This is a genomic window from Streptomyces sp. 378 (assembly GCF_030124145.1).
GTDB lineage: Bacteria > Actinomycetota > Actinomycetes > Streptomycetales > Streptomycetaceae > Streptomyces.
In genome coordinates, this window is record NZ_JASKMS010000032.1 from 46,878 (window position 1) to 59,025 (window position 12,148).

Annotated in this window: 13 protein-coding genes; 8 read left to right on the top strand and 5 right to left on the bottom strand. The window is 73.1% G+C overall.

Annotated features, from left to right (window positions below):
• Nucleotides 1-4 precede the first annotated feature (4 nt).
• A complete protein-coding gene (locus QNO09_RS32175) occupies nucleotides 5-571 on the bottom strand; it encodes a hypothetical protein (RefSeq protein ID WP_283973778.1) in 567 nt (188 codons plus the stop codon).
• A gap of 412 nt (nucleotides 572-983) precedes the next feature.
• On the opposite strand from QNO09_RS32175, the gene QNO09_RS32180 reads away from it, so the two are divergent.
• The 5 genes from QNO09_RS32180 to QNO09_RS32200 all read left to right on the top strand — a co-directional run bounded on the left by QNO09_RS32180 (nucleotide 984) and on the right by QNO09_RS32200 (nucleotide 6,155).
• Entirely contained in the window at nucleotides 984-1,661 is a 678-nt protein-coding gene (locus tag QNO09_RS32180) for a nucleotidyltransferase family protein (protein ID WP_283973779.1), read from the top strand.
• An 11-nt stretch (nucleotides 1,662-1,672) separates the two neighbouring features.
• On the top strand, nucleotides 1,673-1,960 hold the full coding sequence (locus QNO09_RS32185) for a hypothetical protein (protein ID WP_283973780.1): 288 nt from the start codon (nucleotides 1,673-1,675) through the stop codon (nucleotides 1,958-1,960).
• On the top strand, nucleotides 1,957-2,721 hold the full coding sequence (locus QNO09_RS32190) for a metallophosphoesterase family protein (RefSeq protein ID WP_283973781.1): 765 nt from the start codon (nucleotides 1,957-1,959) through the stop codon (nucleotides 2,719-2,721). Before QNO09_RS32185 ends, QNO09_RS32190 begins: the two co-directional genes overlap by 4 nt.
• A gap of 226 nt (nucleotides 2,722-2,947) precedes the next feature.
• On the top strand, nucleotides 2,948-4,612 hold the full coding sequence (locus QNO09_RS32195; RefSeq protein ID WP_283973782.1) for an alkaline phosphatase D family protein: 1,665 nt from the start codon (nucleotides 2,948-2,950) through the stop codon (nucleotides 4,610-4,612).
• A gap of 175 nt (nucleotides 4,613-4,787) precedes the next feature.
• Complete coding sequence (locus QNO09_RS32200; RefSeq protein WP_283973783.1) at nucleotides 4,788-6,155, top strand: alpha-lytic protease prodomain-containing protein; 1,368 nt, start codon at nucleotides 4,788-4,790, stop codon at nucleotides 6,153-6,155.
• A 61-nt stretch (nucleotides 6,156-6,216) separates the two neighbouring features.
• Here the strand turns inward: QNO09_RS32200 and QNO09_RS32205 are convergent, their stop codons facing one another.
• Complete coding sequence (locus QNO09_RS32205) at nucleotides 6,217-6,696, bottom strand: hypothetical protein (RefSeq protein ID WP_502962373.1); 480 nt, start codon at nucleotides 6,694-6,696, stop codon at nucleotides 6,217-6,219.
• Between the two features lie 19 nt (nucleotides 6,697-6,715).
• Entirely contained in the window at nucleotides 6,716-6,904 is a 189-nt protein-coding gene (locus QNO09_RS32210; protein WP_283973784.1) for a hypothetical protein, read from the bottom strand.
• Nucleotides 6,905-7,118: 214 nt separating this feature from the next.
• On the opposite strand from QNO09_RS32210, the gene QNO09_RS32215 reads away from it, so the two are divergent.
• The 3 genes from QNO09_RS32215 (at nucleotide 7,119) to QNO09_RS32225 (ending at nucleotide 9,891) form a co-directional block, all read left to right on the top strand.
• A complete protein-coding gene (locus tag QNO09_RS32215; protein WP_283973785.1) occupies nucleotides 7,119-7,652 on the top strand; it encodes a DoxX family protein in 534 nt (177 codons plus the stop codon).
• Between the two features lie 76 nt (nucleotides 7,653-7,728).
• Nucleotides 7,729-8,292 (top strand): hemerythrin domain-containing protein, encoded by a 564-nt coding sequence (locus tag QNO09_RS32220; protein ID WP_283973786.1) that lies wholly within the window; start codon nucleotides 7,729-7,731, stop codon nucleotides 8,290-8,292.
• A gap of 357 nt (nucleotides 8,293-8,649) precedes the next feature.
• Nucleotides 8,650-9,891 (top strand): MFS transporter, encoded by a 1,242-nt coding sequence (locus QNO09_RS32225; RefSeq protein ID WP_502962374.1) that lies wholly within the window; start codon nucleotides 8,650-8,652, stop codon nucleotides 9,889-9,891.
• 145 nt (nucleotides 9,892-10,036) lie between these two features.
• Here the strand turns inward: QNO09_RS32225 and rfaE2 are convergent, their stop codons facing one another.
• Entirely contained in the window at nucleotides 10,037-11,434 is a 1,398-nt protein-coding gene (rfaE2, locus tag QNO09_RS32230) for a D-glycero-beta-D-manno-heptose 1-phosphate adenylyltransferase (protein ID WP_283973787.1), read from the bottom strand.
• Complete coding sequence (locus QNO09_RS32235) at nucleotides 11,431-12,066, bottom strand: D-sedoheptulose-7-phosphate isomerase (protein ID WP_283973788.1); 636 nt, start codon at nucleotides 12,064-12,066, stop codon at nucleotides 11,431-11,433. The genes rfaE2 and QNO09_RS32235 overlap by 4 nt, the downstream gene beginning before the upstream one ends.
• Nucleotides 12,067-12,148 lie beyond the last annotated feature (82 nt).

Sequence of the window (12,148 nt, forward strand, 5' to 3'; positions counted from 1 at the left end):
CGACTCAGCCGGTGGAGCGGCTGTCGTGTCCGGGTCGGGGGGCCTGGTCCGGCTCCTCGCCGTGCGGGTGGTGAGCGGTGGCCTCCGCGACCTGCTTCAGGGCGGAGGCCGTGGCGGTGTCGCCGACCTTCGCGGGTTGTTCGTGGACGTGCTCGTCCGGCCGCTCGCGACGGTAGTGGGACGCGGCGAGTCTGGCGCCGGGGCCGTAGGAGGAGGTGTCCTGATCGTCCGGCTCCTCCTGGGCGGAGTCGAGATCACCGGTCGTGCCGGTGGGTGTTGCGCCGTTCGGTGACGCGCCGTCGGGCCGTGTGCCCGGGCGCGGCTGGGTCAGCCAGGCGACCGCCGCGCCGGTCACGGCCACCGGCCATTCCACGACTCCGGCCACGCCGAGCACGCCGGCACCGGCGTAGACGGCCATGCGGCGACCGCGCGGCGAGACCGCGCCGATCCTGTCGAGCGCGTCGGTGGCCACCTTGCCGACCTGCTCCGCACCCGGGAGGTGCCTGAGGCCAGAGGCCACGGCCCGCAACGGCTGCGGAAGATCCGACGAACGTGATGTCTCCTGGTTCATGTCGACCTCCACAAGCGCATGGTCCGGCGGCTTCATCCGGTTTCCCACCTCTTCGACTCATATTCCGCTTTTGTTGGGGTATGCGCTTGTCTTGTTCGGCCGGGTCCGGTGGGGCGGTGAGGTCAGATGACGGTTTCGCCGTCGTGGACCCCGCCCACGCAGCGCCTCGCCGGGAACGAGAGGGCGGCGCGGCGGGCGGTGAGGTGCGCTGTGCGACGAACGCCCTGCGGGACGTCTCCGGGGGAACTCCCGTGGTGGGCGCGCCGCCCGGGCCGGTGAGGGGCAGGCGTGCCGCTCTTCGGAAGCCGTCCGTGTCGGGGCGGGAGCGCCGGGTACTCAGTGCAGGCAAACAGCCGTCTCGGGTCCGGACACCGCACGGGAGCGACGTGTCCGGTTCGGCGAAGGAGTGGTCATGACGCAGAACGGTGATGACGCGACGCTCGTCCGGCGACCGGGGATCCCGGATCTCCGCACGGCACCGGACGGGGACGAGCCCGCGCCACCACAGGACCCGCAGGCGGACCAGCCGCTGCAGGAACTCCCGCAGGACCGCAACCAGGCGCTGCTGGAGGCGGCCAAGCAGGTCGGCGCCCTGCTGAAGCGCAAGGGGCACCTGTTCGCGCTGGCGGGCAGTGTGGCCGCGTACGCCCACGGCGGTGAGAAGAACCTCCAGCACGACGTCGACTTCGCGATCCGCCCCGAGGACGCGGAAGCGGTGGCGGCCACGCTCCACGAAGCCGGGCTGACGGTGTACACCCCGCCGGAGGACTGGCTGATCAAGGCGACGTGCTTCGGCCAGCCGGTGGACATCATCTTCGAGCTGGCGCACCGGCCGGTCGGCGCGGACATGCTGGAGCGGGCGCAGGAGCTGTCGGTCGACTCGGTGCGCATGCCCGTGCTGGCCCCGACCGATCTGCTGTGGAGCCTGACCGCCGCGTTCTCCGAGCACCACTGCGACTTCGGGGCGGCCCTGCCCATCGCGCGCGCCCTGCGGGAGAAGGTCGACTGGGAGAAGGTACGGCGTGAGTGCGGGGACGAGCCCATGCCCGCGGCCTTCTTCTTCCTCCTGGAGCGTCTGAACGTCATTTAAAAGGAGCACCCATGAGCACCCACGGTTCACAGGACACGGGCGGCGGGCCGCCGGCCGAGAACCTGGACTACCGCATCGCCCATCTCCAGGACCGCCTCGCCTCCGGTGAACTCGGTGAACTGGGCGTCCGCATCGAGGCCCGCGGCCGGACGGTCCTGCTGACCGGCACCGTGCCCTCGACGCCCTGCCGCGACGACATCGTGCGCACCGTCCACGAGGAGCTCGCCGGATTCCCCGTGCACAGCGACCTCGTGGTCACCGAGGCGTCCTCCCCCGACCACGCGGAGGAACTCTCATGATCCGCATCGCGGCCGTCGGAGACATCCACATGGGCCCCGACAGCCAGGGCGTCCTCCGCCCCGCCTTCGAGACCCTGCCCGACTGCGCCGACCTGCTGCTCCTGGCCGGGGACCTCACCCGGCACGGCACGCCCGAGGAGATGCGGGCGGTGGCCCGGGAGGTCGAGGGCCTGGCCGTTCCGGTCGTCGCCGTCCTGGGCAACCACGACCACCACGACGACCGCCCGGACGAGGTCACGGCCATCCTCCGGGATGCGGGTGTCCACGTCCTGGAAGGACAGGGCACGGTCGTCGAGAGCGGCGGGGCGCGGATCGGCGTCGCCGGGACCAAGGGGTTCGGCGGTGGCTTCGTGGGCCGCTGCGCGGGCGAGTTCGGCGAACCGGCCATGAAGGAGTTCGTGCGGCACTCGCGCCGGTGCGCCGACGGGCTGCGGACCGCCCTGGAGCAACTGGGCGAAGAGGACTGCGACGCCCGGATCGCCCTGACCCACTACTCCCCCGTCGCGGACACGCTGGCGGGCGAGCCGCTGGAGATCCACCCGTTCCTGGGCAGCTATCTGCTGGCCGAGGCGATCGACACCGCCGGTGCCGACCTCGCGGTGCACGGGCACGCGCACGCCGGCACGGAACACGGCATGACGAGCGGCGGCGTGCGGGTGCGCAACGTCGCCCAGCCGGTCATCGGACGGGCCTTCCACGTCTACCACCTTCCGGTCCGCGAGCGCGCCACGACCGGAGTCGCCGCACAACAGGCCCGCTGAGCCACCCCTTTCCCCTCGCGCCGCCGGCGAACGCCGGCGGCGCTTCGCGTTGTCCTCCCCCGGGCGCGCCGAGCCGCTCGTATACCGCCTGTGGTGTGAACCCCCCGCACGTAGTGCCCGTTTCAGGCATTTTGTCTGCTTAGCATGCGAGCTCCGCGCTCCGCACATCGGCGATGTCCCCACGCGTCCGCCCGGGGCGCACGTGCCCCGTACGAGAGGACATCAGATGGCGCTGACGGGCCGTCAAAAACCACCCCTCGAGCATGCCTTCTCCCCGCACGACGCCGTACTGCGCGGTGCGGCGCCGCACATCGCCCGCCGTCGCTTCCTGACCGTCACCGCGGCCGCCGTGATGCTCGCCTTCGGCACCAACCGGCCGGCGCGCGGCGCCACCGCCGCTCGCGAGCTCGACGCGGCACGGATCACCGACGACCCGTTCACCCTCGGCGTGGCCTCCGGGGACCCGCTGCCGGACTCGGTGCTGCTCTGGACACGGCTCGCGCCCCAGCCGTTCGCGGAGGACGGCGGCCTCGGTCAGGAGCGGGTCGCCGTCTCCTGGGAAATGGCCATGGACGAGTGGTTCGTCATCGTCGAGCAGGAGGGTACGGCCACGGCCCACCCCGAGTACGCCCACAGCGTGCACGTCGACGTCAAGGGCCTGAGGTCGGACAGCGAGTACTACTACCGGTTCCGGGTGGGCTCGTGGATCAGTCCCGTGGGCCGCACCCGCACCGCCCCGGCCCAGGGCAGTGACGCCGACCGCCTGCGGCTCGCCGCCGTCGCCTGCCAGGCCTACCAGGACGGGTACTACACCGTCCACCGGCATCTGGCGCAGGAGGACGTCGACGTCGTCTTCTTCCTCGGCGACTACCTGTACGAGTACGCCGTGGACTCCGCCGGTGGGGCCCGCCGCTACACCGACCGCAAGCTGCCCGACGTGTTCAACCGCGAGACGATGACGCTCGCGGACTACCGGCTGCGCTACTCGCTCTACAAGAGCGACCCGGACCTGCAGGCCGCGCACGCCCAGCACCCGTTCGTCGTCACCTGGGACGACCACGAGACGGAGAACAACTACGCGGGCGCCTACGACGAGAAGGGCGGCCCCCCGGAGGAGTTCCTGGTCCGTCGGGCCGCCGCCTACCGGGCGTACTGGGAGAACCAGCCGCTGCGCGCCGAGCAGCTGCCGAACGGGCCCGACACCCGGTTGTACCGCCGGCTGGCCTGGGGTTCGCTCGCCCAGTTCGACATCCTCGACACCCGCCAGTACCGCTCCGACCAGGCCTACGGCGACCGACCGCACGCGCCGGGGCCGGAGTCGGACGATCCGGCCCGTACCCTCACGGGTGCCGCTCAGGAGCAGTGGCTGCTGAACGGCTGGCGGGACTCCGACGCGCTGTGGCACGTGATGCCCCAGCAGGTGTGCTTCTCCCAGCGCAAGTTCGACCTGACCGCACCGGCCCGGGTCTCCATGGACGCCTGGGACGGTTACCGGGCCTCCCGCGACCGCGTCATGGCGGGCGCGAAGGCCGCGGGCGTCTCCAACCTCATGGTCCTCACCGGCGACGTCCACGTGGCGTACGCCTTCGACATCAAGGAGGACTTCGACGACCCGGCCTCCAGGACGGTCGGCACGGAGTTCACCTGCACCTCCGTCGCCAGCGGCGGGAACGGCGTCGCCAAGCCCGCCGAGTGGGACACCTACATGAAGGCCAATCCCCACATGAAGTACTTCGACGGCCGGCGCGGATACATCCGCGTCGACATGGACCGCGAGCTCTCGCAGGTCGACTTCCGGACCGTCCCGGCCATCACGACGCCCGGGGGCGGCATCTCGACGACCGCGTCCTTCGTCACGGAGGCGGGTTCGCCCGGCCTGAAGTCCGCGTGAGGCGTCCGCCGTACTGCACATGGCGCCGTTCCCCGCACCCAAGCGCGAAACGGGGCGGCCCGGGACATCAGACCGGGCCGTTCCGGCAAGGCCTGCACCGGAAAGCGCATCGAACACCACACCGCCACACCGACCGCACCAGGCACCGATGCTGTGATCGAAGGAGACGCATCGCATGGTCCACAGACATGCCGTGACCGGTCGCCGGGTGGCGCTGACCGCGCTCGGCGCGCTCGTCGCGACCGGGCTCCCCACCGCCGTGGCGGCCGAGCCGACGCCCGCGGCCGGCCCCCTGCCCTCGGCCGCCCAGACCCTCGGCGCCGACCGGCCCTCCACCCCGGTGCTGCGCGCCATGGAGCGCGACCTCGGACTGACGCCGGCCCAGGCGTCCCGGCGTTTGGTCAACGAGGCGGAGGCGGGCGCGCGGGCGGGGCGGCTGCGCATCGCCCTGGGTGAGCGCTTCGCGGGGGCCTGGCTGCGCGGTACGACGTCGCAGGAGCTCGTGGTGGCCACGACGGACGCCGCGGACGTGGCCGCCATCAAGGCGCAGGGCGCGAAGGCGACCGTCGTGAAGAAGCCGCTGCGCGACCTGCGGGCCGTCAAGCAGAAGCTCGACGCGGCGTCCGCCCGGGTCAGCACCCGCCAGACGCCCCTGTGGTACGTCGACATCCCGGCCAACCGGGTCGTGGTGGAGGCCGGGACCAAGGCCGCGGCGGCCGCGTTCGTCAAGGCCGCCGGTCTCGACGCCAGCAGCGTGGGCGTGAAGGTCACGGCGAACCGGCCGCGGCTCTTGGAGGACATCGTCGGCGCCGCCGCCTACCACATCGACGGCACGGCCCGCTGCTCCATCGGTTTCTCCGTCACCAAGGGCGAGCAGGAGGGCTTCGCCTCGGCGGGCCACTGCGGCAAGCCGGGTGCCAAGACGACCGGGCACAACAATGCGGAGCAGGGCACGTTCCAGGCCTCCACCTTTCCCGGCAAGGACATGTCGTGGGTGGCCGTCAACGACGCGTGGAAGGTCACGCCGAACGTGAAGGGCGAGGGCGGGCAGGCGGTGCAGATCACCGGCTCGGTCCAGGCGCTGGTCGGGGCGGCGGTCTGCCGCTCGGGCTCCACCACGGGGTGGCACTGCGGCACGGTCGAGCAGCACGACACGAGTGTCAGCTACGCCGAGGGCAAGGTGGACGGCCTGACGCAGACGACGGTGTGCGCCGAGCCGGGCGACTCCGGCGGGCCGTACGTCTCGGGCGTCCAGGCACAGGGCGTGACGTCCGGCGGCTCCGGTGACTGCGCGACCGGCGGCACCACGTTCTACCAGCCGATCAACGCGCTGCTCAGCGACTTCGGCCTCACCCTCGCCACCGCCGAGGCGGAGTCCCCGGCACCCCAGGGCGATGCCGCGCAGACGTGGGCCGCGGGTCGCGTCTACGAGGCCGGGGTCACGGTGACGCACGCCGGTGTGCGCTACCAGTGTCTGCAGACGCACCAGGCCCAGGGCCCCTGGGCGCCCACCGGCACCCCTGCCCTCTGGCAGCGGGTGTGACGAAGGGTCAGGGCTGTCCGGCGCCGGCGCGGCACGTGCCGTCGGCGCCGGGCGGGCCCGGCTACTCCCCCGCCAGCAGCGCGTACGCGGTGGCGACGAACGGGTCGTGGGCGCGGAAGCGTGGTACCGAGTGGCTCGCCGACGCGAGCTGGCAGGTTCTGACCCACCACGTACCGGGTTCGGTGGCGTCGGCGGTCCCGGCTGCGGACGGCGGGTCGAGCCGGCGCAGGATGCGTGCCATGGCCCAGTGGCTCCACAGCACGGTGGGGGCGGAGTCGGCGCGCGGCGGATAGGTCTCCACGGACTTGGGGAACACGGGGAGTTCGTCCGGGTCGGGCGGGGTGCCCAGCAGAACGGCCGGCAGCAGCGCGTCGGCTCCCAGCGCGCGGACGGCCGCGAGTGCGAGACTTCCCTCCTCCGCGTCGACCGGCCCGGTGGCGGACGCTCGCGCGTGGTCTCCGCCCCGAAGGGCGGAGACCACGCTGGAGGCGAGGTCCTGCACCGCGCCCTGCAAGAGGGTCGAAGTGCCAGACTGCTCCATTGACTACTCCCGTCGATCACTAGCCCTTCTTCGGGCGCGGGGTCGGCGGCGACAGCAGCAGCTTGGTCGCCCCGGAGGACAGAGCCAGTGCCGCGCACTCACGGCTGTCGCGGTAGACGCCGTCGAGTTCCGCCGGGTCGAGTGCCGCCTCGATGTCGACGCTCGGCACACCGCTCAGTTCTTCGATGACCTTTTCCTTGGAAGGCATAGCACCATCTCCCTGAGCTGAAGCGAAGTACCTTCACCTTCCGGATCACCGGAATCGGACAAAGCGTGCCAACTTCCTCAGAAATCACTTAAATAACATCTTCAACATCTCAGGCACGAAGGATCGCGTCGGCGCGGCATCGGGCGGGTGAGTGGTTCTGCTCCGGCTGGGGAACCCGGTGAGCGCTGTACCCACCTACTCCCTGGAGAGGGCCATGAGTCTGTTGCGTGTGCTCGGCCGCCCCATGCTGGCCTCGATGTTCCTCGCGGGCGGCATGAACTCCGTCCGCGACCCGAAACAGGTCGCCGACGCCGCCGAGCCTGTCGTCCAACCGGTCACCGAGCGCATCCCCCAGCTGCCGGACCGCACCGAGCAGGTCGTGCGGCTGAGCGGCGCCGTGCAGGTCGCCGCGGGGCTGATGCTGGCCACCGGGCGCATGCCGCGTCCGGCCGCCCTGGCCATCGCGGCCACCCTGGTGCCCACCACGCTGGCCGGGCACCGTTTCTGGGAGGCGGATGACCCCGAGGAGCGGGCACAGCAGCGCATCCACTTCCTCAAGAACCTGTCCATGCTGGGCGGACTGCTGATCGCCGCCGATGACACCGGCGCCCGCCCCTCCGTGGTGTGGCGCGGCACCCACGCCGCCCGCGGTCTGCGGCGCGACGCGGGTCTGGTGCGCCGCTCCGTGCGCGCCACCGCCCGCCCGGCCGCGGCGGCCGGACGCGTCCGGGGCAAGCTGCCCGCCTGAGCCGCCGGCACGGCCGCGGCGGGACCACGCGTTATCCCCCTGAGGCCGGGGGACCCGAGCTCTGGAGGTGAAGGACATGGGACACGGAGGAAACGTCATCGACGAGCTGGTGACCGATCACCGCGAGGTCGAGGAAATGTTCGGCAGGATCGAGGCGCTGCCGTCCGGCCACCAGGACCGCAAGATGTACGCCGACCAGGTCACGATGGAGCTCGTACGGCACTCGGTGGCCGAGGAGGCCTACCTCTACCCGGCCGTACGCGAGCATGTGGCCGGCGGGGACGCCCTCGCCGACCGGGAACTCGAGGACCACGCCACGGCCGAGCAGATCATGAAGGATCTGGAAGGCTGTGACGCGGGCGACGCCGACTTCGACCGGCTGATGGGCATGCTGATGAGCGAGATCCGCTCGCACATCGCCGACGAGGAGGGCAACCTCTTCCCGCGGCTGCGGCAGGCCTGTCCGATGGACGCGCTCAACGAGCTGGGCGACAAGGTGCGCAAGGCGAAGAAGACCGCCCCGACCCGGCCGCACCCGGCCGCACCCGACAAGCCTCCGGCGAACAAGCTGCTGGCTCCGGGCACCGGCATGGTGGACCGGCTGCGCGACGCGCTGAGCGGCCGCGGCAAGTCCGAGTAGGCACTCACCACGGAAAGCGGGGCCCGTCGCCGAGGCGACGGGCCCCGCTTTCCGTGCGCGTGTGATCAACCCCACTGTGACCTCAAGGCCTTTGCCGGGCAGGGCGTTTGGGAGGCGCGGGACGGCGGATCAAGGTGCGGTGGCACCGCTTCCGCGGTCCTCTCTGCCACGATGGTCCGCGCCGTACCCGTCGAGGGAGTCCACCGCGCAGCGCCGCCGGTGCCCATCGCTCCCCCGTCCTCCTTCTGCTGAGTCCTCCGACTCGTCTCCGAGTACCGCACTGTGCCTGCCTCCTCCTTCCCCTCCCCTGCCCTGCCCGCCTCCCGCTCGCCGTGGCGGTCGCTGCGGTACCGCAGCATGCGCTGGTGGTCCGTCGCGAACTTCGTGTCGAACGCCGGTACGTGGATGCAGCTCACGGTGCAGAACCTGCTGGTCCTGCAGATCACCGGGTCCGCCGCCGCGACGGGACTGTCCATGTCCGTGCAGGCCGCTCCGGCGCTGCTGATCAGCGTGCTGGGCGGGGCCGCCGTCGACCGGTGGCCGCGCAAGCTCACGGCCGCCGTGAGCCAGGCGGTGCTCGGCGCGATCGCCTTCACCACGGCCGTACTCGTGGCGCTGGACCGGATCGACATGACCTCGCTGATGGTGCTGGCCGCCGTCACGGGCGTCGTCGCGACCGTCGACAACCCGGCGTGCGCCCTGCTGGGCAACGACCTCGTGCCCGCGGAGGACGTGCCCTCGGCCATCGGGGTCGGGGCGCTGGTGCACCAGGCGGGCCGGCTGGTGGGAGCGGCTCTGGCCGGTGTGGCGGTCGGATTCCTCGGCACGTCGGCCGCCTACTTCGGCAACGGGCTGTCGTTCCTGTTCGTGGCCGCGGTCATCCCGTTCCTGCGCCCGGCGGCCGGAGCGGTGCGTCAGGACGCCACGGCCCCGAAGGACACCGGTCCGGACCTGACCGTGCGCGAGGGGCTGGCCTACTTCATGCGGCGCCCGCGCCTCGTCGCGCTGGCGGGTGTGACCGGAATCAGCTCCGTGTTCGGCCGCAACTACGGGCTCACCCTGGCCGTGCTCGTCACCGGGCCGCTCGCGGGAGGCGCCGCTTCCTTCGGCACGGTGTCGACGGTGCTCGCCGTCGGCGGGATCCTCGGCGCGGTGCTCGGCGCCCGGCTGCGCCGGCCGTCCGTCCGGCTCGTGGGCGCGCTGGCGGCCACGGGGGCGCTGCTTCAGGCGGTGGCGGGGTTGTCGCCGTCGCTGGCGGTGCTGATCGTGCTGGTGCTGCCGATGGCCGTGGTGGAGTCCGTCTCCGACACCGCCGGCGCGTCCGTCCTGCAGACCGACCCGCCCCCGCGTCTGCGGGGACGGGTGCTGGGTGTGTGGGGCAGCATCGGCACGGTGTGGGGTCTGGGTGGCCCGCCCGCGCTGGGCCTGCTCATGGAGGTGGCCGGACCCCGCGGCGCCCTCGTCACCGGCGGGCTGCTCATCGCCGGCGCGATCGGCGCGGGCGCCCTGCTGCGGCAGCGGCGGGCCGCGGCACCGGTGATGCTCCGCACCGGCGAGCACGACGTGGCGGGTCGGCCGGCGCTGAGCCCCGCGGCCTGAACGGACTCCGTACGAGGGCAGCAAGGCCCTCGATACGAGCACGACGTGCCGGGCCGACCGGGGCGGAGCCCGCAGCCCGAGGGACCGCCGGGCGAGGGGCGGCCCTCGTACGGCGGTCCGCACAGCTCCGGCCCGGTGCCCTCCCCTACGGCCGCAGCGCCTCCTGCGCCGCCTTGGCCGCCCTGCGGGCCAGCAGGGTCGTGGAACGGCCGTCGAGGTAGGGCAGGACCACGGCCTGGCCGCCCCAGGTGCGGAGCACCTCCGCCTCGGGCAGGTCCTGGACGGAGTAGTCCCCGCCCTTGACCCAGACGTCCGGCCGCAGCCGGGCCAGTACCGCCTCGGGGGTGTCCTCCTCGAAGACCACGACGGCGTCGACGCTGCCGAGCGCGGCCAGGACGCGGGCGCGGTCCGCCGCCGGGTTGAGCGGGCGGCCCGGGCCCTTGCGCCGGGTGACGGACGCGTCGGAGTTCAGGCACACGATGAGGCAGTCGCCGATGCGCCGGGCACTCTCCAGCAGGCCGACGTGACCGGCGTGCACCAGGTCGAAGCAACCGCCCGTGGCGACGACGGTGCCACCGCGGGCCCGGACCCTCTCGGCGAGGCCGAACGCGTCGGTCGCGGGATCGTCCTCGGGGCCGGGCACCGGCTCGGTCCGCCACAGGTCGGGGTTGCCCGCGCCGCCCGCCGCGACGAACGAGGCCGCCTCGGCGACCGCGCGCTGCAGCGCCTCCTCGGGGAGCAGTCCGTCGGCGAGGGCCGCCGCCGCCGTGGCGGCGAAGCAGTCGCCCGCGCCGCAGGGATCCCCGACGGCCCGGTAGGGCACGGGCACGAGCATCGGGGTGCCGGAACCCGGCCGGGCCAGCAGCACCCCGCGCTCACCGAGGGTGACCGCGACACCGGCGGCCCGCCAGCGCTCGGCCAGTCGTGCCCCGCGCTCCGCGAAGGCGCCCAGGGTGGTCCCTCCTGCGCCGGGGTGCAGGGCCTGTGCCTCCGCCGCGTTGGGGGTGACCAGGCGGGCTCCGGGCACGGGCGGGTCGCCCTTGAGGTGCGGGTCCCACACCAGCGGGGTGCGCCGGGCGGCCTCCTCCAGGAGCGGCCGCAGGGCGCCCGCGGTGTGCCGGCCGTAGTCGGCGACCAGGACGGCGTGCGCGCCGGCCAGCGCCTCACGGACCGCGTCGCCGGGTTCGCCGGGGGTGCCGCCGCCCCGGTCGATGCGGACGACGGGCCGGCCTCCCGCGAGGACGCGGGTCTTGACCGGCAGGGTGCCGTTCAGCGGGAGCTCCAGCAGCCGGACCCGGCCGCGCAGGTCGTGCCGTACCGCCGCGCTGGCGTCGTCGTCGCCGAGTGCGGTCACCAGGACGACGTCCCGGCCGCCGCGGGCGGCGAGGGCGGCGGCCAGACCGGCGCCGCCCGGGTGACGGCGGTCGCCGGTGACGTCGACGACGGGGGCGGGGGCGTCCGGGGAGAGCCGGGTGGAGACGCCTTCGATGTCCTCGTCGAGGAGGACGTCCCCGACGACGGCCAGGGGGTGCGGCCCGGTCATGACGTGCTCCCGTGGGTGAGGACGGCGCGCCGGGCCAGGGGTGTGGCCACGGCCGTGTCGAAGCACTCGCAGAGCAGATGAACGGCGACGAGGTGCGTCTCCTGGACGTTCGCGGTGCTGCCGGCGTCGACGCACAGGGATTCGTGCGCGGCTTCCGCGAGGGGGTTGGGGCCGCGCCCGGTCAGGGCCCACACACGCAGTCCGGCCTGCCGGGCGGTCACGGCGGCGGCGATGAGGTTGGGGCTGCGGCCGGAGGTGGAGAGCACCATCAGGATGTCGCCGGGACGGCCGTGGGCGGTGACCTGGCGGGCGTAGACATGGTCGAAGCCGTAGTCGTTGCCGATGGCGGTCATGCTGGAGGTCTCGGCGTGCAGGGCGAGCGCGGAGTACGCGCGGCGTTCCCGACGGTAGCGGCCCACCAGTTCGGCGGTGAGGTGCTGTGCCTGGGCGGCGCTGCCGCCGTTGCCCGCGACGAGCAGTCGGCCGCCGCCGGTGAGGACGTCGGCGAGCCGGCCGCCCCAGTCCGCGACCCGGTCCAGGCCGTCGTCACGGAACCGTGCGAGGGTTTCCTCCAAAGACCGGCAGTGCAGTCGAGCGGCTTCCAGGGCGTCGTGTGCTGAGGGTTCGCTCATGTCGGTCGGGCGTACCGCCGTGGGTGACGGCGGCGAACCCACACCTCCTTCGAACGTCGGACGTCGGCTGTTGCCGGGGCGG

What these genes read in the sequence shown, in the direction of transcription:
- QNO09_RS32175 (WP_283973778.1), bottom strand. Translation starts at nt 571, where the DNA reads ATGAACCAGGAGACATCACGTTCGTCGGATCTTCCGCAGCCGTTGCGG.
- QNO09_RS32180 (WP_283973779.1), top strand. Translation starts at nt 984, where the DNA reads ATGACGCAGAACGGTGATGACGCGACGCTCGTCCGGCGACCGGGGATC.
- QNO09_RS32185 (WP_283973780.1), top strand. Translation starts at nt 1,673, where the DNA reads ATGAGCACCCACGGTTCACAGGACACGGGCGGCGGGCCGCCGGCCGAG.
- QNO09_RS32190 (WP_283973781.1), top strand. Translation starts at nt 1,957, where the DNA reads ATGATCCGCATCGCGGCCGTCGGAGACATCCACATGGGCCCCGACAGC.
- QNO09_RS32195 (WP_283973782.1), top strand. Translation starts at nt 2,948, where the DNA reads ATGGCGCTGACGGGCCGTCAAAAACCACCCCTCGAGCATGCCTTCTCC.
- QNO09_RS32200 (WP_283973783.1), top strand. Translation starts at nt 4,788, where the DNA reads ATGGTCCACAGACATGCCGTGACCGGTCGCCGGGTGGCGCTGACCGCG.
- QNO09_RS32205 (WP_502962373.1), bottom strand. Translation starts at nt 6,696, where the DNA reads ATGGAGCAGTCTGGCACTTCGACCCTCTTGCAGGGCGCGGTGCAGGAC.
- QNO09_RS32210 (WP_283973784.1), bottom strand. Translation starts at nt 6,904, where the DNA reads ATGCCTTCCAAGGAAAAGGTCATCGAAGAACTGAGCGGTGTGCCGAGC.
- QNO09_RS32215 (WP_283973785.1), top strand. Translation starts at nt 7,119, where the DNA reads ATGAGTCTGTTGCGTGTGCTCGGCCGCCCCATGCTGGCCTCGATGTTC.
- QNO09_RS32220 (WP_283973786.1), top strand. Translation starts at nt 7,729, where the DNA reads ATGGGACACGGAGGAAACGTCATCGACGAGCTGGTGACCGATCACCGC.
- QNO09_RS32225 (WP_502962374.1), top strand. Translation starts at nt 8,650, where the DNA reads ATGCGCTGGTGGTCCGTCGCGAACTTCGTGTCGAACGCCGGTACGTGG.
- rfaE2 (WP_283973787.1), bottom strand. Translation starts at nt 11,434, where the DNA reads ATGACCGGGCCGCACCCCCTGGCCGTCGTCGGGGACGTCCTCCTCGAC.
- QNO09_RS32235 (WP_283973788.1), bottom strand. Translation starts at nt 12,066, where the DNA reads ATGAGCGAACCCTCAGCACACGACGCCCTGGAAGCCGCTCGACTGCAC.